The 16,552-nt window shown below is 66.2% G+C and carries 15 protein-coding genes; 8 read left to right on the top strand and 7 right to left on the bottom strand.

What is annotated here, in order from left to right; genetic code table 11:
• Positions 1 to 320 precede the first annotated feature (320 nt).
• From kdpF to kdpB, 4 genes are all read left to right on the top strand, one after another.
• Positions 321 to 500, top strand: a complete 180-nt coding sequence (gene kdpF, locus LWW89_RS16030; RefSeq protein ID WP_293265964.1) for a K(+)-transporting ATPase subunit F — start codon at positions 321 to 323, stop codon at positions 498 to 500.
• Positions 501 to 629: 129 nt separating this feature from the next.
• Positions 630 to 2,333: a potassium-transporting ATPase subunit KdpA gene (kdpA, locus tag LWW89_RS16025; protein WP_293265962.1), complete on the top strand. Its 1,704-nt coding sequence runs from the start codon at positions 630 to 632 to the stop codon at positions 2,331 to 2,333.
• A gap of 11 nt (positions 2,334 to 2,344) precedes the next feature.
• Positions 2,345 to 3,022, top strand: a complete 678-nt coding sequence (kdpC, locus tag LWW89_RS16020; protein ID WP_293265960.1) for a potassium-transporting ATPase subunit KdpC — start codon at positions 2,345 to 2,347, stop codon at positions 3,020 to 3,022.
• Positions 3,023 to 3,095: 73 nt separating this feature from the next.
• A complete protein-coding gene (gene kdpB, locus LWW89_RS16015; protein WP_365782092.1) occupies positions 3,096 to 5,123 on the top strand; it encodes a potassium-transporting ATPase subunit KdpB in 2,028 nt (675 codons plus the stop codon).
• Positions 5,124 to 5,230: 107 nt separating this feature from the next.
• Here the strand turns inward: kdpB and LWW89_RS16010 are convergent, their stop codons facing one another.
• Both LWW89_RS16010 and LWW89_RS16005 read right to left on the bottom strand, forming a co-directional pair.
• The gene (locus LWW89_RS16010; RefSeq protein ID WP_293265970.1) at positions 5,231 to 6,703 is read right to left on the bottom strand and encodes a TRAP transporter large permease subunit; all 1,473 of its coding nucleotides are present in this window, start codon (positions 6,701 to 6,703) and stop codon (positions 5,231 to 5,233) included.
• Entirely contained in the window at positions 6,700 to 7,290 is a 591-nt protein-coding gene (locus LWW89_RS16005; RefSeq protein ID WP_293265956.1) for a TRAP transporter small permease subunit, read from the bottom strand. The genes LWW89_RS16010 and LWW89_RS16005 overlap by 4 nt, the downstream gene beginning before the upstream one ends.
• Before the next feature lie 295 nt (positions 7,291 to 7,585).
• Between LWW89_RS16005 and LWW89_RS16000 the strand changes: the two genes are divergently transcribed.
• The 4 genes from LWW89_RS16000 to ribD all read left to right on the top strand — a co-directional run bounded on the left by LWW89_RS16000 (position 7,586) and on the right by ribD (position 11,379).
• Complete coding sequence (locus LWW89_RS16000) at positions 7,586 to 8,251, top strand: histidine phosphatase family protein (protein ID WP_293265954.1); 666 nt, start codon at positions 7,586 to 7,588, stop codon at positions 8,249 to 8,251.
• Positions 8,252 to 8,317: 66 nt separating this feature from the next.
• Positions 8,318 to 9,568 carry a serine hydroxymethyltransferase gene (gene glyA, locus LWW89_RS15995; RefSeq protein ID WP_293265952.1) on the top strand — a complete coding sequence of 417 codons (1,251 nt, stop codon included), beginning with the start codon at positions 8,318 to 8,320 and terminating at the stop codon, positions 9,566 to 9,568.
• Positions 9,569 to 9,614: 46 nt separating this feature from the next.
• A complete protein-coding gene (gene nrdR / locus LWW89_RS15990) occupies positions 9,615 to 10,130 on the top strand; it encodes a transcriptional regulator NrdR (protein WP_293265950.1) in 516 nt (171 codons plus the stop codon).
• Positions 10,131 to 10,260: 130 nt separating this feature from the next.
• On the top strand, positions 10,261 to 11,379 hold the full coding sequence (gene ribD / locus LWW89_RS15985) for a bifunctional diaminohydroxyphosphoribosylaminopyrimidine deaminase/5-amino-6-(5-phosphoribosylamino)uracil reductase RibD (protein WP_293265947.1): 1,119 nt from the start codon (positions 10,261 to 10,263) through the stop codon (positions 11,377 to 11,379).
• 266 nt (positions 11,380 to 11,645) lie between these two features.
• Here ribD and LWW89_RS15980 read toward each other — a convergent pair whose 3' ends face one another.
• The 5 genes from LWW89_RS15980 to gpmA all read right to left on the bottom strand — a co-directional run bounded on the left by LWW89_RS15980 (position 11,646) and on the right by gpmA (position 16,532).
• Positions 11,646 to 12,401 carry a molybdopterin-synthase adenylyltransferase MoeB gene (locus LWW89_RS15980; protein WP_293265945.1) on the bottom strand — a complete coding sequence of 252 codons (756 nt, stop codon included), beginning with the start codon at positions 12,399 to 12,401 and terminating at the stop codon, positions 11,646 to 11,648.
• Between the two features lie 7 nt (positions 12,402 to 12,408).
• Positions 12,409 to 12,819, bottom strand: a complete 411-nt coding sequence (locus LWW89_RS15975; RefSeq protein WP_293265943.1) for a hypothetical protein — start codon at positions 12,817 to 12,819, stop codon at positions 12,409 to 12,411.
• Between the two features lie 73 nt (positions 12,820 to 12,892).
• A complete protein-coding gene (locus LWW89_RS15970) occupies positions 12,893 to 14,278 on the bottom strand; it encodes a S41 family peptidase (RefSeq protein WP_293265968.1) in 1,386 nt (461 codons plus the stop codon).
• A gap of 75 nt (positions 14,279 to 14,353) precedes the next feature.
• Complete coding sequence (locus tag LWW89_RS15965) at positions 14,354 to 15,763, bottom strand: peptidoglycan DD-metalloendopeptidase family protein (protein WP_293265941.1); 1,410 nt, start codon at positions 15,761 to 15,763, stop codon at positions 14,354 to 14,356.
• 7 nt (positions 15,764 to 15,770) lie between these two features.
• A complete protein-coding gene (gene gpmA / locus LWW89_RS15960; protein ID WP_293265939.1) occupies positions 15,771 to 16,532 on the bottom strand; it encodes a 2,3-diphosphoglycerate-dependent phosphoglycerate mutase in 762 nt (253 codons plus the stop codon).
• Between the last annotated feature and the right edge of the window lie 20 nt (positions 16,533 to 16,552).

Below are 16,552 nucleotides of genomic sequence, written 5' to 3'. Positions count from 1 at the left end.
GAATCGCTTCTTCATATCCAATCTCCTTGTCGTGTGGGATTGGACTCTAACGTCATGTGCTACTCAATTCCGGGGGGACGTCGCCACCTTAACAAGGTGTCAGCGAAACCGGCTGCAGCCCATGTTCCGACCAGAACGCGTCCGCATGCGCCATGCAGACACTCGATAGCGGCAATAGCGGGGGCCTGAGCAGAGGTAATGCTTTTGAGGTTTGAATAGGTTTTATATCGCCTATACACCGCTCCGCTGCAATTTGATGCTGATTTGATTCCCTTCTCCATACGATGACAGCCTCGCATAAACATGGGTTTGTGGGCTGCTTGAGCCTTGCCAAATGCGAGATTGCCACCTTGGCGGATGAGATGCCGGGGCCGGCGATTGTGCCCAGTTCGTCTAAAGGAAAAAGAATGGAAACAGCTATGTTCTGGCTGTCGGGAATCGCGTCTGCAGCGTTGTTTGCTTATCTCTTCTATGCCCTGATCAAGCCCGAGCGGTTTTGATCTTCGTCCCACAAAGAATATCCGGTGACCACCATGAGCGACCTGGTTTTCGTTTTGCTCACACTTGCCTTCTTCATGTCGACCGCGGGATTCGTTGTCGGTCTGACCAAGATTTGAGAGCGCCTTCCTATGTTCAGCAACCTGATTCAATTCATCGTAATCCTGGCCGTCATGACGGCTTTGGTCGCGGTCGTGGGGAAATGGCTGGCCCACGTGTTCACGTCGCCGCGCCATGCACTGCCGGAGCGTTGGACGTACCGCCTGCTGGGGATCAGCCCGGACGAGGCCATGTCCTGGTCGCGCTATGGGCTGGCACTGCTGTTGAGCAATGCGGCAATGATGCTGCTTGGCTACCTGATCCTGCGCGTCCAGGGCTTTTTGCCGTTCGATGCCTTGGGGCGTGATTCCCAGACCCCGGACCTAGCCTTCAACACGGCCGCATCCTTCATCACCAACACCAACTGGCAGGCCTATTCCGGCGAAAGCAGCTTGTCCAACTTCTCCCAGATGGCGGCGATCACTTTCCTGATGACCGTCGGCGCGGCGACTGGACTGGTGGCGGCCGGTGCATTCATGCGCGGCCTGGGCCGCAAGAGTGGCGGCGACATCGGCAATTTCTGGGTGGACATCACCCGGGTCATCTACCGTGTCCTGCTGCCCCTGTGCTTTTTCATGGCGCTCGTCTATGTCTGGCAGGGCATGCCTCAGACGCTCGGGGCCGACGCCTGGGTCACCACGCTTGAAGGCGCCCACCAGCAATTGATCCTCGGGCCGGTCGCAAGCTTCGAGACCATCAAGCACATCGGCACCAATGGCGGCGGCTTCTTCGGCATGAATGCGGCCCACCCGTTCGAGAACCCGACCCCGCTGACCAACACACTGCACATGCTGAGCATGCTGCTGATCCCCTCGGCGCTGACGTACACCTTCGGGCTGATGATCGCCCGACGGCGGCAAGGCTGGGCCTTCTTCGCGGCCTTCCTGGTGATGTTCGTCGGCTTCCTGGCGCTGGTCTACAACGCCGAGCAGAGCGGCAACCCGTTCTTTGCCCAGGCCGGCGTGGATCAACGCGTCTCGGCGGATCATCCCGGCGGCAACATGGAGGGCAAGGAGATGCGCTTCGGCATCGCCCAGACCAGCATGTTCGCAACGGTGACCACGGCGGCGACCACGGGCTCGGTGGATTCGATGCACGATTCGTTCACGCCCCTTGGCGGCCTGGTGCCGATCGCCCAGATGATGCTCAACAACGTCTTCGGCGGCGAAGGGGTCGGCCTGATCAACCTGATCACCTACGCCATCCTCACGGTCTTTCTGGTGGGCATGATGATCGGGCGCACCCCCGAATTTCTCGGCAAGAAGATCGAAGCCCGGGAAATGAAGTACGTCATGCTCGCCGTGCTGGCCCATCCGTTCAGCATCCTGGGGTTCACCGCCCTGGCCGCGGTCGTCCCGGCCACGATGGAAAGCCTGGCCAACATGGGACCACACGGCTTTAGCGAAGTGCTGTACGCCTACACCTCCGGCACCGCCAACAACGGTTCGGCCTTTGCCGGTTTCAACGCCAACACCCCGTTCCTCAACACGACCATCGGCTTTGCCATGCTGATCGGCCGTTTCCTGACACTGCTGCCCATGCTGGCGGTTGCCGGATGCCTGGCGGCCAAGAAGAGCGTGCCGGAAAGCGCGGCGACGCTGTCGACCTCCAACCTCACCTTCGTTTGCCTGCTGGTTTTTGTGAACCTGGTGGTTGGCGGCCTGACCTTCCTCCCGGCGCTGGCGCTCGGCCCCATTGTCGAGCACCTGCACATGCTCGGCGGCACTCTGTTCTAGGAGCTGGTTTCATGAACGATATTTCTCACTCCACACCCTCTCTGGCCCATGGCAAGGGGCTCCTCCGCCCTGCCATCGTGTCGGCCATCCTCTTCATGGCCGTCACCGGCCTTGGCTATCCGCTGGTCACCACCGGCGTGGCGGGCGTCCTGTTTCCGGCCCAGGCCAACGGCAGCCTGATCGAACGGGACGGCATCGCCGTCGGTTCGGCGCTGATCGGGCAGCACTTCGAACGGCCCGAGTACTTCCACCCGCGACCGAGCGCCACCACCGGCGCCGATCCCGAAGACCCGAGCAAGACGGTCGATCAGCCGTATAACGCCGCGAACAGTGGTGCCAGCAACCAGGGCGTAACCAGCAAAAAGCTGCTGGATCAGGTCAATGAACGGGTTGCCGCCTACCGGAAGGAAAACCTCCTCTCCGCGGCCGATCCGGTGCCGGTCGATGCGGTCACGGCCTCCGCGTCCGGCCTCGATCCGGACATCTCGCTCGCCAACGCCCGCCTCCAGGCCGGGCGCGTGGCCCAGGCCCGGGGTATCGCCAGGAAGGATGTGCTGGACCTGGTCGACCGGCTGGCCACGCCCCGCCAACTCGGCCTCTTTGGCGAACCGCGCGTCAACGTCCTGAACCTGAACCTTGCCCTGGATGCCGCCCAGGCCGCCGCCGGGACAACTGGCGCAGCGCGGTAATCGGAGTCTATTCATGTCGAACACTCAAACCCTTACCCATTCCGGCCGGCTGCCCGCCGCCACGGCCAAGCCGATGCAGTGGCGCGCCATTCTGGCCGAGTCGTTCAAGAAACTCAGTCCGCGCATCCAGTGGAAGAACCCGGTGATGTTCGTGGTCTACCTGGGCAGCATCGTCACGACCATCCTCTGGTTCCAAGCCCTGGGCGGCGCGGGGGATGCGCCGGCGGGCTTCATCTGCGCCGTCGCCTGCTGGCTGTGGTTCACCGTGCTGTTCGCCAACGCGGCCGAGGCCATGGCCGAAGGGCGGGGCAAGGCCCAGGCCGACGCCCTGCGGGCCGCCCGCCAGCAAGTGGTGGCGCGGATGCTTAAGGAGCCCAGCTTCTCCAGCCAGTCCTGGTCGGTGGGCAGCGATAAGCTGCGCATCGGGGACATCGTCCTCGTCAAGGCCGGCGAGGTCATTCCGGCCGATGGCGAGGTCCTCGACGGCGTAGCCTCGGTGGACGAATCCGCCATCACCGGCGAATCCGCCCCGGTGATCCGCGAATCGGGGGGCGATTTCTCGTCGGTGACGGGGGGCACCCGGGTACTGTCCGACTGGATCATCGTCCGGGTGAGCGCCAATCCGGGTGAGGCCTTCCTGGACCGCATGATCGCCATGGTGGAAGGCGCCAAGCGCGGCAAGACCCCCAACGAGGTGGCCCTGTCGATCCTGCTGATCGCGCTGACCATCGTCTTCCTGCTGGTCTGCGTCACCCTGATGCCCTTCTCTTACATGAGCGTCCTGCTCAACGGTGGGGCGGGGTCGATGGTCAGCATCACGGTGCTGATCGCCCTGCTGGTCTGCCTGATTCCCACCACCATCGGCGCCTTGCTGTCGGCCATCGGCATTGCCGGCATGAGCCGCATGATCCGCGCCAACGTCCTGGCGACGTCGGGCCGGGCCATCGAGGCGGCTGGCGACGTGGACGTGCTGCTGCTGGACAAGACCGGCACCATCACCCTGGGCAACCGGGAGGCCACCGCATTCATCCCCGCCCCCGGCGTCGGCGCCCACGACCTGGCCCAGGCGGCGCAGTTGGCCTCGCTGGCGGACGAAACCCCGGAAGGCCGTTCCATCGTGGTGCTGGCCAAGAACATGTTCGGCATCCGCGCCCTTCCCCTGGCGGGAGCCGTGGCGGTTCCTTTCAGCGCCCGCACCCGGATGAGCGGTCTGGACATCGCCGGGCAGGTGATCCGCAAGGGCGCCGCCTCGGCGATCCGCGCCCATGTCGAGGGCCTGGGCGGTGTCTTTCCGCCGGAGGTGGAAACCCGCGTCAACGACGTGTCGCGCCGCGGGGCGACCCCCCTGGTGGTCTGCGACAACGACCGGGTGCTCGGCGTCGTCGAGCTCAAGGACATCGTCAAGGGCGGCATCAAGGAGCGCTTTGCCGAACTGCGCAAGATGGGGGTCAAGACCGTCATGATCACTGGCGACAACCACCTGACCGCCGCAGCGATCGCTGCCGAGGCCGGGGTGGATGATTTCCTCGCCGAAGCGACGCCCGAGGACAAGCTGCGCCTGATCCGCGACTACCAGGCCAGCGGCCACTTGGTGGCCATGACCGGCGACGGCACCAACGACGCCCCGGCCCTGGCCCAGGCGGACGTGGCGGTGGCCATGAACAGCGGCACCCAGGCGGCCAAGGAAGCGGCCAACATGGTGGATCTGGACAGCAACCCGACCAAGCTGATGCAGGTGGTGGAGGTCGGCAAGCAGATGATCATGACCCGCGGCGCGTTGACCACCTTCAGCGTGGCCAACGATCTGGCCAAGTACTTCGCCATCATCCCCGCCGCCTTCGTGGCCACCTATCCCGCCCTGGGGGCGCTCAACGTGATGGGGCTCTACAGCCCGACCACGGCGATCCTGTCGGCGGTGATCTTCAATGCCCTGATCATCGTGTTCCTCATTCCCTTGGCCTTGAAGGGGGTGAAGTACCGGGCCGAGCGGGCCCAGACTTTGCTGTCGCGCAACCTGCTGATCTACGGCCTCGGCGGCGTGATCGCGCCATTCATCGGGATCAAGCTGATCGACATGGTGCTCGCCACGATGTTCGTCTGAGCGTTGGAACGCCCCGCATGACGTTGGCCCGGCGCCTTGGGGTGCCGGGCCAACGCCCAAGAAAAAGCCCGCGCAGTGCGCGGGCCCCAGGCAGGTTGTTGGCGTGGTTACTTGCTTTCGCCGCCCTGCAGTTGTTTGAGCAGGGCGTTGTCGTCCTGCTGGGTCGATTGCTCGTTGTGCTCCACGTCGTCCAGGTTCAACTGAAGCTCGGTCGGAGCTTCCTGGCTCTGGTTGCTGTGGTAGACGTCATGACCCTCGCCGTAGCTGGCGATGTTGGGGAAGGTGATGATCAGGCCGACCATGATCACCTGGATCAGCACGAACGGTACGGCTCCCCAGTAGATGTCGGAAGTCTTCACCGACTTCGGCGCCACCGAACGCAGGTAGAACAGGGCGAAGCCGAAGGGCGGGTGCATGAACGAAGTCTGCATGTTCACCCCGAGCAGCACGCCGAACCAAATCAGGTCGATGCCCAGCTTTTCGGCCACCGGGCCGAGCAGCGGGACGACGATGAAGGCCAGTTCGAAGAAGTCGAGGAAGAAGGCCAGCAGGAAGACCAGCACATTCACCACGATCAGGAAGCCGATCTGGCCGCCCGGCAGGTCGGTGAGCAGGTGCTCGACCCAGACGTGGCCGTCCACCCCGTAGAAGGTCAGGGAGAACACCCGGGCACCGACCAGGATGAACACCACGAAGGTGGTCAGGCGGGCCGTGGCTTCCATGGCCTGCTTGAGCAGCCCCAAGGACAGACGCTTGCGCAGCAGGGCCATGATCAGCGCGCCGGCCGCGCCCATGGCGCCACCTTCGGTGGGGGTGGCGATACCGAGGAAGATGGTGCCCAGGACCAGGAAGATCAGCAGCAGGGGCGGCACCATCACCAGCATGGCGTGCACGAACAAGGTCATGCCCCGCTTGGTGCGGGCTTCCGCCGGCAGGGCGGGGGCCGCGCCCGGTTTGACCAGGGTCACGATCAGCACATAGCCGACGTAAAGGCCGGTGAGTACCAGGCCCGGCAGCAGGGCGGCCTCGTACATGTCGCCCACCGAGCGGCCGAGGGCGTCGGCCATTACGATCAGCACCAGGGACGGCGGAATGATCTGGGCCAGGGTGCCCGAGGCGGCGATCACGCCGGAGGCCAGGCGCGTGTCGTAGCCGTAGCGCATCATGATCGGCAGCGAGATCAGGCCCATGGAGATCACCGACGCCGCCACCACGCCGGTGGTGGCCGCCAGCAGGGCGCCGACGAAGATCACCGCATAGGCCAGGCCGCCGCGGATCGGGCCGAACAGCTGGCCGATGGTGTCGAGCAGATCCTCTGCCATCCCCGAGCGCTCCAGGATGAGGCCCATGAAGGTGAAGAACGGGATGGCGAGCAACGTGTCGTTGTTCATGATGCCGAAGATGCGCTCCGGCATGGCCTGGAACAGGGCCGGGTGAAGCAGGCCAAGCTCGATGCCGATCCAGCCGAAGATGATGCCGTTGGCGGCCAGGGCGAAGGCCACCGGGTAGCCGAACAGCATGAACAGCACTAGGCAGCCGAACATGATCGGCGCCATGTTTTGAGCGATGAAGTCCATCAGGCGTCCCCCCCTTGCGTGGCTTTGATGTGGGCGGCCAACTGCTCCTCGGCGCTGGGGCCTTCATCCTTGGCGTAGGGATCGTCGGCCTTGCCCTGGAGGAAGGCGATACGCTTGATCAGCTCCGATACCCCTTGCAGGATCAGCAGGGCGAAGCCCAGGGGAACGAACAGTTTCACCGGCCAGCGGATCAGGCCGCCGGGGTTGGACGACATTTCGCCGGTGGTGAAGGCGAGAGTGAAGAACGGCCAGGACAGCCACAGGGTCATGACCGCCATGGGCATGAGAAATACGAGGGTGCCGAGAATGTCGATCCACGCCTGGGCGCGATGGGAAAAGCGGCCGGCGACCACGTCGATGCGCACGTGGGCGTTGTGCTTGAGCGCGTAGCCGGCGCAGAGCAGGAAAACGGCGGCGAACATGTACCACTGGACTTCCAACAGCCAGTTCGAGCTGTAGTTGAAGGCCTTGCGCACGACGGCGTTGCCGGCACTGATGATGACCGAGAGCAGAATCAGCCAGATCATGCTCCGGCCGACACGCTCGTTGAGCGCGTCGATCAGACGCGACAACTTGAGCAGTAAGTTCACAGACTCCTCCTGGATGGTGTGTAGATTTTAGTTATCCGGGCATCTTGGGCCCGGTGGAAAAGCCCGGCTTGTGGCCGGATTCAATACACATGGCATGCCGAAACGGCGGCCAGTGCGTGCTCTCGAAAAAGCCGGGCAATTATTGCATAAATTCCCCAGGTCATAATCGCCGTTCATTATGCGTAACTCCTTGTTCCGCCATGCCTTGTGGTAAGTTAGCGAGTCTTTATATGGCGTCTCGAAAAATCGACTTGTCCATGTTTGGCGACGCCCCTCCGTTTTCTGGAATCTCACCATGACCACCCCGCTTTCGACGGAGTTCTGCATCGTTCGCCACGGCGAAACCACCTGGAACGCCGAACGACGCCTCCAGGGGCACCGGAACATCCCCTTGAACGACCTGGGCGAACGCCAGGCCGTGGCGGCGGGGCGCTATCTGGCCGGCCAGCACGCGGAGTGCCCCTTCACCCGCCTGGTGTCGAGCGACCTGGAACGGGCCGCCCGCACCGCCGACCTGATCGCCGCTGCCTTGCCCGGGCTGGCGCCCACGCGGCAGACTGCCCTGCGCGAACGCTGCTACGGCGGCTTCGAGGGACTGACCTACGAAGAAGCCCAGGCGGCCTACCCGGAGGCCTACGAGGCGTTCGCCCGGCGCATCCCGGCGGTGCCGATGCCCGCCGGGGGCGAGAGCCTCAACGCCTTCCACGCCCGGGTGGTGGCCTGCCTGGAGACGCTGGCGGCGGCCCACCCCGGCGAACGGCTGATCCTGGTCAGCCACGGCGGTGTCCTCGACATCCTCAACCGCTTCGCCCGGGGGCTGGCCCTGTCCGCCCCCCGGGACTTCCTCATTCCCAACGCCGGCATTAACTGGCTGGTCCGGCGCGATGGGCAATGGGCCATCGGCCCCTGGGCCCAGACCGCCCACCTGGCCGAGGTCAGCCTGGACGAGTTGCCGGGCTGACGGGCCTTGCGGGGCGGGCCGGCATGGTACAATTCGCCCCTTTTTCAATGGTTTGAGGGCTATTCGATGTTCTCCTCGCACGACACCCTGGCGAAAGTGGATCCCGAACTCTGGCAAGCGATCGAAGCTGAAAATCGCCGCCAGCAGGACCACATCGAGCTGATCGCTTCTGAAAACTACGTGTCCCACGCGGTCATGGAAGCCCAGGGCTCCCAGCTCACCAACAAGTACGCCGAAGGCTATCCGGGCAAGCGCTACTACGGCGGCTGTGAGTACGTGGATGTGGCCGAGCAGCTCGCCATCGACCGCCTGAAGAAGCTGTTCGGCGCCGAAGCCGCCAACGTCCAGCCCAATTCCGGTTCCCAGGCCAACCAGGCCGTGCTGATGGCCTTCGCCAAGCCCGGCGATACCATCATGGGCATGAGCCTGGCCGAAGGCGGCCACCTCACCCACGGCATGGCCCTCAACATGTCCGGCAAGTGGTTCAATGTCGTCTCCTACGGTCTCAACGAGAAGGAAGAGATCGACTACGACAAGATGGAAGCCCTGGCCCGCGAGCACAAGCCCAAGATCATCGTCGCCGGCGCCTCCGCCTACGCCCTGCGCATCGACTTCGAGCGCTTCGCCAAGATCGCCAAGGAAGTCGGCGCCATCTTCTGGGTGGACATGGCCCACTACGCCGGCCTGATCGCCGCTGGCTACTACCCGAACCCGGTGCCCCACGCCGACGTGGTGACTTCCACCACCCACAAGACCCTGCGCGGCCCCCGCGGTGGTGTGATCCTGATGAAGGCCGAGCACGAAAAGGCCCTCAACTCCGCCATCTTCCCCGGCCTGCAAGGCGGCCCGCTGATGCACGTCATCGCCGCCAAGGCCGTGGCCTTCAAGGAAGCGGCCTCGCCCGAGTTCAAGAAGTACCAGGAGCAGGTGATCAACAACGCCCGCGTCATGGCCAAGGTGCTGGGCGAAGAGCGTGGCCTGCGCATCGTCTCCGGCCGTACCGAGTCCCACGTCTTCCTGATCGACCTGCGCGCCAAGAAGATCACTGGTAAGGAAGCCGAAGCCGCTTTGGGCCGCGCCCACATCACGGTCAACAAGAACGGCATCCCCAACGACCCCGAGAAGCCCTTCGTCACCTCCGGCATCCGCATCGGTTCCCCGGCCATGACCACTCGCGGCTTCACCGAGATCGAGGCCGAGCAGATCGCCCACCTGGTGGCCGACGTGCTCGACGCGCCGAACGACGAGGCGGTGCTGGAGCGGGTGCGCGGCGACGTGGCCAAGCTCTGCGCCAAGTTCCCGGTCTACGGTGCCTAACACGGCCCTGGGCGGGGAGCGGTGCTTCCCGCCCGGCTGAATCCCGATGAAGTGTCCCTTCTGCGGAGCGCCGGAAACGGCGGTGGTCGATACCCGTCTCAACGAGGACGGGGATCAGGTGCGCCGCCGCCGCCGCTGCCTGACCTGCGACAAGCGTTTCACCACCTTCGAGCGGGCCGACATCCGCATGCCCCAGGTGGTCAAGCGCAACGGCACCCGGGTCGACTACGACCGGGACAAGCTGGTGGCGAGCATGGCCCTGGCCCTGCGCAAGCGGCCGGTGACGGCCCAGTCGGTGGACGAGGCCATCGCCCGCATCGAAACCCGCCTGCTCGCCTTCGGCGACCGGGAGGTGACCGCCGAGCAACTGGGCGAGATGGTCATGCACGAGCTGAAGAAGCTCGACAAGGTGGCCTACATCCGCTTCGCCTCGGTGTACCGCAACTTCGAGGACGTGGGCGAGTTCTCCCGGGTCATCCGCGAAGTCTCCAAGGCCGATCCCAACAACGGCCAGACCGGCGCCAAGGAAGGCGCCGGCAAGCGTACGCGCGAGCAAGGCTGAGCATTGCGGCGGCTTCTGTGCCGCCGCCAGGGGGCGAGCGTTTGGCGTGCCCCGTGATATGGGTTAGCCGCAAGGTCCAACGCCGTCCGCCCCGCCGTTCCCCTCTCTTTTTTCCGCATCCGCACCACCCATGACGATGCCGCCCCCCGCCTCCGTCTTTTCCGCCGCCGACCACGACTACATGGCCCGGGCCCTGCGCCTGGCCGAACGGGGGCTGTGGACCACCGCGCCCAATCCCCGGGTCGGTTGCGTGCTGGTGCGCGACGGCGCCATCGTCGGCGAAGGCTGGCACGAGCGGGCCGGCGAGCCCCATGCCGAGGTCCACGCCCTGCGCGCCGCCGGTGCGGCCGCCCGGGGCGCCACCGCCTACGTGACCCTGGAACCCTGCTCCCATCACGGTCGCACCCCGCCCTGTGCCGACGCCCTGGTGGCGGCTGGCGTGGCCCGGGTGGTGGCGGCCATGGCCGATCCCAATCCCCTGGTGGCCGGGCGCGGCCTGGCGCGGCTGGAAGCCGCCGGCATCGCCACCGCCTGCGGGCTGCTCGAAAGCGCAGCCCGGGAACTCAACATCGGCTTCGTCGCCCGCATGGAACGTGGCCGGCCCTGGGTGCGGGTCAAGCTGGCCTCCAGCCTGGACGGGCGTACTGCCCTGGCCAACGGCGTCAGCCAGTGGATCACCGGCCCCGACGCCCGGCGCGACGGCCACCGCTGGCGCGCCCGGGCCTGCGCGGTGCTGACCGGCATCGGCACGGTCAAGGACGACGACCCGCGCCTGTCGGTGCGGGACGTGGATACCTCCCGCCAGCCCTGGAAGGTGGTGGTGGACAGCCGTCTGGAGCTATCGCCCGCGGCGGCCCTGTTCGATGGCGCTACGGTGCTGGTGGCCTGCGCCGTGGACCTAGCGGCCCATGCCGAGGCCGTGGCCGCGTTGCGGGCGGTGGGCGGCGAGGTGGTCAGCCTGCCCAACGCCAGCGGCAAAGTGGATCTGGCGGCCCTGATGGACGAACTGGGGCGGCGCGGCGTCAATGAATTGCACGTGGAGTCCGGCTTCAAGCTGGCTGGCTCCTTCGTGCGCGAGGGGTTGGCCGACGAGCTGCTGCTCTACCAGGCCCCGACCCTGCTGGGGGACACCGCCAACGGCCTGCTGACCTTGCCCGAACTCGCCGACCTGACCGAGCAGCGCCGCCTGGCGGTGGTGGACCGACGCCAGCTGGGGGGCGATACCCGTATCGTCGCCCGCTTCGCCTGAGGGGCGAGGTTCCCGGGGCTTGGTTTGGCAGCCCCGTCGGTGCGATGCATCGCTCGGGCATTGCCTAAGGGGAATGGGCAAAATGATGTTGCCCCGAACGCCGCGCCCAGAGCCAATCTCCGGGTATGTGGTCCGGAGATCGAGCATTGACGCCCTATCTCAGGCAGTCATTCTGAAGATCGGCTACTGGCGTGCCTTTGCGGGCAACGAGCCGAAAATCTACCGTGCTATCCGTCGGCCTAAGTAGGCCACGGGCACCACCGTTGTCAGCGGTCCCGCTGCCCGCATACGGGGCAATCCGGATCCCGGGGCACCCGCACCGTGCGCCATTGGCTGGTCAGGCCGTCGAACAGTTGCAGTTTGCCCACCAGGGGCTCGCCGCAGCCGGCCAGCAGCTTCAAGGCTTCGGCGGCTTGCAGGGTGCCGATGATGCCGGTCAGGGGGGCGAACACCCCCATCACCGCGCAACGCACTTCCTCCACATCCTCGCCTTCGGGGAACAGGCAGTGGTAGCAGGGGCTCGCCTCCTGGCGCGGGTCGAACACGCTCAACTGGCCGTCGAAGCGCACCGCCGCGCCGGATACCAGGGGCACGCCGGCGGCGACACAGGCCCGGTTCACGTCGTGGCGGGTGGCGAAGTTGTCGCAGCAGTCGAGCACCACGTCGGCCTGGGCCACTTCCGCGTCCAGGGCGTCTCCTTGCAAGCGCTGGACGATGGGGCGCAACCGCACGTCCGGGTTGAGGGCGGCCAGGGTCTGACGGCCGGATTCGGCCTTGGCCTGGCCGACCCGGTCCTCCCGGTGCAGGATCTGGCGTTGCAGGTTGGTCAGGTCCACCGTGTCGCCGTCGGCCAGGGTCAGGGTGCCCACCCCGGCGGCGGCCAGGTAGAGGGCGGCTGGACTGCCCAGGCCGCCGGCACCGATGATCAGCACCCGCCCCTGGCGGATGCGTTCCTGGCCTTCGACCCCGATTTCGTTGAGAAGGATGTGGCGGCTGTAGCGGACGAGTTCGGCGTCGGTCATTGCGGGGTTATTTGTATTCCCGCCACTCCGGCGGGGTGTCGTCGTGGTCGCCGTGGGGGTGCTGCTCCCAGGCGTGCACGTAGGCTTCGTGGGCGCGCTTGAGGCGCTTTTCCGGCACCCCCAGGTTGTGCAGTTGGGTGTCCTCGACGTAATAGACGAGGGCGCGCACCAGCTTGCTGTAGAGGGTGTTGTCGAGATGGAAGCCCCGGTCGGTCAGATCCGCTTCGAGGCCCTTCAGGGTGTGGTCGGTGAGCTGGTAGCGCACCGCCACGCTGCGCTGCGGCAGCAGCGGGGTGGCGCTCAGGTTGGGCTGGCGGGCCAGGTGGTCCGCTGCCTCGGGTACCTGGCCCGGTGGGAACTTGGCGAAAAGGATTTCCCGTTTCTTGGTGAGATCCGGATGTGCATGTTCGCTGACCATCGTTCCCTCCTCGCCGTCGTTCCCGGCCCGGCCGGTGTGGCCGGGCTTCCGGGGCGCCGCCCGTTGCTGTTGCTTACTGGCTGCTGCTCACCGCCTTGGGCTGCATGATCGCCAGGCCCTTCAGCAGGTTGACCGCCTGGTTGAGCTGCCAGTCGTTCTTGCCGCCGAATTCGGAAGGCGCCAGGCTCGGCGCTTCCTTGCCGTTGTTGCCATTGTCCTTGGCGGCATCCTTGCCGTCCTTGGCCTTGGCAGCGTCCTTGGCCGCTTCCTTGTCCTTGTCGTTGGTCAGGTGGCGTTCCAGGTCGGCCTCGCGGATACGGTCGTGGGCTTCGCCGTTGGGGGTTTCCTCGACGACGATGTCCGGCACGATGCCCTTGGCCTGGATCGAGCGGCCCGACGGGGTGTAGTAGCGCGCCGTGGTGAGCTTGATGGCGGCGCCCTGGGGCAGAGGCAGCACGGTCTGCACCGAGCCTTTACCGAAGGACTGGGTGCCCATCACCACCGCCCGCTTGTGGTCTTGCAGGGCGCCGGCGACGATTTCCGAGGCCGAGGCCGAGCCGCCGTTGACCAGCACCACCATGGGCACGGTCTTGGCGCTGGCGGGCAGGCCTTTCAGGGCGTCGTCCTTGGTGCCCCGGTTGTAGTCCTCGGGGGAGGCGAAGTACTTGTGCTTGGCGTCCTCGACCCGGCCGTCGGTGGACACCACCAGGGCCTTGGGCGGCAGGAAGGCGGCGGAAACGCCCACGGCGCTGTTGAGCAGGCCGCCCGGGTCGTTGCGCAGGTCGAGCACCAGGCCCTTCAGGTCGCCGGACTTGCTCAGTTCGGCCAGCTGCCTGGCCACCGACTGGGTGGTGTTTTCCTGGAACTGGGTGACGCGGATGTAGCCGTAGCCGTTTTCCAGGGCTTTGGCCTTGACGCTCTGCACCTTGATCACTTCCCGGGTCAGGGTGACGACGATAGGCTTCTGCTCGCCCTTGCGCACCACGGTCAGGGTGATGTTGGTCTTGGGCTTGCCGCGCATGCGCTTGACCGCCTCGTTGAGGGTCAGGCCCTTCACCGGGGTGTCGTCGAGCTTGACGATCAGGTCGCCGGCCTTGAGTCCGGCGCGGGCAGCGGGGGTGTCCTCGATCGGCGAGACGACCTTGACGAAGCCGTCCTCCATGCCGACCTCGATGCCCAGGCCGCCGAATTCGCCCTGGGTGCCCACCTGCAATTCCTTGAAGGCTTCGGGGTCCAGGTAGGTGGAGTGGGGGTCCAGGTTGGAGAGCATGCCGGAGATGGCGTTGGTGATGAGCTTCTTGTCCTCCACCGGCTCCACGTAGCCCTGCTTGATGGCCGAGTACACCTCGGCGAAGGTGCGCAGCTCCTCAACCGGCAGGCCTTCCTTGGCGCCTTTTTCGGCCAGGGCGGACAGGTTGAGGCTCAGCAGGGCGCCGGCGAGAAACCCGCCCGCCACCAGTCCCGCCGTTTTCCAGCGTTTGCCGCCGACGTGACGGTTGTCGTTTGCCTGGGGGATGCCGTTCACCTGCTTCTCCTAACGAAGATTGACCCAGCGCAGCGGGTCCTGGGGTTGCCCCTGATAACGGAGCTCAAAGTATAAACCGGTTTCCGGATTGCCCCCGCTGTTGCCCACGGTGGCGATCGGGTCGCCGCTCTTCACGGCGTCGCCCACCTTTTTCAGGAGGGCTTCGTTGTTGCCATAAATGGTCAGGTAAGTGCCGCCGTGATCCACGATCAGCAGGTTGCCGAAACCGCGCATCCAGTCGGCGAACACCACCCGGCCCTGGGCCACGGCCTTTACCTCGCTGCCGCCGCCGGCCCGGATGAACAGGCCCTTCCAGGTGCCGCCCTCGCCGCGGCTGGCGCCGAAACGGTTCAGCACGCTGCCCTTCACCGGCAGGCGCAGGCTGCCGCGCTGGCTGGCGAAACTGCCGCCGCCGCCGACCGCTTCCGGTTCCCGGGCATTGGCGAGTTCGCTGGGCTTGGCGGCGGGCTTTTCCTCCGCCGGGCGGGCCGTCTTGCCCTTGCCGGCGTTGGCTCGGGCGGCTGCCGCTGCCTTGGCCTGCTCGCGTTTGCGCGCTTCTTCCTCGGCCTTGCGCCGTGCCGCTTCCTGGGCGGCCTGCTGGGCGATCACCCGGTTCAGGCCGGTCACGAGGCGCGACAACTGCTGCTCGTCCCGGGTCAGGCTGCCCAACTCCTTGCGCCGGGCCGTGACCTTTTGCGCTAGGGCGTCGAGTTTGCTCTGGCGGGCCTGGCGTTCCTTGGCCAGCTTGGCTTGCTCTTCCCTTTGGCTGTCCTCGACCCGGGCAAGTTCCGCGGCCCGGTCCCGGGTTTCGTCGGCCAGGGACTGCTTGCGCCTGAGAGTGCCTTCCATCTGGGCCAGCCAGTCGCGCCGGGCCTGAGCCAGGGCGCCCAGGTAGTAGAAATCCCGGGACAGCTGGTTGGGGTCTTCGCCGCGCAGCAGCAGGCGCAGGGCGTCGTCGTCGGCCTGGAGCCGGCCGGCCTGGTATTCACGCTGCAACAGGGCGGCCAGGGCCGCCTGCTGGCGGGCGAGCAGCCCTTCCAGGTCCTTGGATTCCCGGGACAGGGCGGTCAGATCGGCTTCGACCCGGCTGCGCTGGCTGGCGAGGTCGCGCAGCCGGGCCGAGAGCTTGGAGATTTCCTGCTCCGAGGCCTTCAGCTGGTCGGCCACGTCGGCTCGGGATTCCTCGGTTCTGGCCAGGTCCTTCTTCAGGCCGTCGATCTTGCCGCGCAGGTCGGAAAGGTCGGCCTGCTTGGCTTCGAGTTCCTTTTGTGGCGCCGCCGCCTTGGCCTTGGCGGCTGGGGCGGCGGGCGCGGCCCCAGCGCCCGGGGCGAGCCCCAGCCCGGCTGCCAGCAGGGCGGCGGCCAGGGGGGGCAGAAAAGCGGCCGCCCGCGGGCGCGGGCGGTGGGCGGTGGGGCTCACGGGGGGCTTACTTGGCCTTGGCCTGGTTGGCCACGGCGGCCGCCGCCGCGGCGGCGGCTTCGGCGTCGCCCAGGTAGTAGGAGCGGATCGGCTTCAGGGTCTCGTCGTCCAGCTCATAGACCAGGGGGATGCCGGTGGGGATGTTCAGCTCGACGATGTCGGCGTCGGAGATGTTGTCCAGGTACTTCACCAGGGCGCGGATGCTGTTGCCGTGGGCGGCGACGATGACGCTCTTGCCGCTCTTGACCACCGGGGCGATGGTGTCTTCCCAGTAGGGTACGAAGCGGGCCACGGTGTCCTTGAGGCACTCGGTCATGGGCAGGTGCTCCGGCGACATGCCCGAGTACTGGGGCGCGTAGCGGGCGTCGAAGCGGGGGTGGCGGGGGTCGTCGAATTCCAGCGCCGGGGGCGGGGTATCGTAGCTGCGGCGCCACACCAGCACCTGGTCGTCGCCGTACTTGGCGGCGGTTTCGGCCTTGTTGAGGCCCTGCAGGGCGCCATAGTGGCGCTCGTTGAGGCGCCAGGAGCGCTGTACCGGAATCCACAGCCGGTCCATCTCTTCCAGGGACAGCCACAGGGTGCGCATGGCGCGCTTGAGCACGGAGGAGAAGGCGATGTCGAAGGCGAAGCCGGCGTCCTTCATCAGGCGGCCGGCGTTCTTGGCTTCCTCGACGCCCTTTTCGGTGAGGTCCACGTCGGTCCAGCCGGTGAAGCGGTTTTCCTTGTTCCAGGCGGATTCGCCGTGGCGCAGCAGCACGATTTTCTTCATGGAAGTCCTAAGGGTGGTTC

The sequence above is a fragment of the Oryzomicrobium sp. genome, from assembly GCF_021287045.1.
Classification (GTDB): Bacteria; Pseudomonadota; Gammaproteobacteria; order Burkholderiales; family Rhodocyclaceae; genus Oryzomicrobium.
The sequence above is the reverse complement of the archived record's forward strand: the minus strand, read 5'-3'. Positions and strand labels throughout refer to the sequence as shown.

What these genes read in the sequence shown, in the direction of transcription:
- kdpA (WP_293265962.1), top strand. Translation starts at nt 630, where the DNA reads ATGTTCAGCAACCTGATTCAATTCATCGTAATCCTGGCCGTCATGACG.
- kdpC (WP_293265960.1), top strand. Translation starts at nt 2,345, where the DNA reads ATGAACGATATTTCTCACTCCACACCCTCTCTGGCCCATGGCAAGGGG.
- kdpB (WP_365782092.1), top strand. Translation starts at nt 3,096, where the DNA reads ATGCAGTGGCGCGCCATTCTGGCCGAGTCGTTCAAGAAACTCAGTCCG.
- LWW89_RS16000 (WP_293265954.1), top strand. Translation starts at nt 7,586, where the DNA reads ATGACCACCCCGCTTTCGACGGAGTTCTGCATCGTTCGCCACGGCGAA.
- glyA (WP_293265952.1), top strand. Translation starts at nt 8,318, where the DNA reads ATGTTCTCCTCGCACGACACCCTGGCGAAAGTGGATCCCGAACTCTGG.
- nrdR (WP_293265950.1), top strand. Translation starts at nt 9,615, where the DNA reads ATGAAGTGTCCCTTCTGCGGAGCGCCGGAAACGGCGGTGGTCGATACC.
- ribD (WP_293265947.1), top strand. Translation starts at nt 10,261, where the DNA reads ATGACGATGCCGCCCCCCGCCTCCGTCTTTTCCGCCGCCGACCACGAC.
- LWW89_RS15980 (WP_293265945.1), bottom strand. Translation starts at nt 12,401, where the DNA reads ATGACCGACGCCGAACTCGTCCGCTACAGCCGCCACATCCTTCTCAAC.
- LWW89_RS15975 (WP_293265943.1), bottom strand. Translation starts at nt 12,819, where the DNA reads ATGGTCAGCGAACATGCACATCCGGATCTCACCAAGAAACGGGAAATC.
- gpmA (WP_293265939.1), bottom strand. Translation starts at nt 16,532, where the DNA reads ATGAAGAAAATCGTGCTGCTGCGCCACGGCGAATCCGCCTGGAACAAG.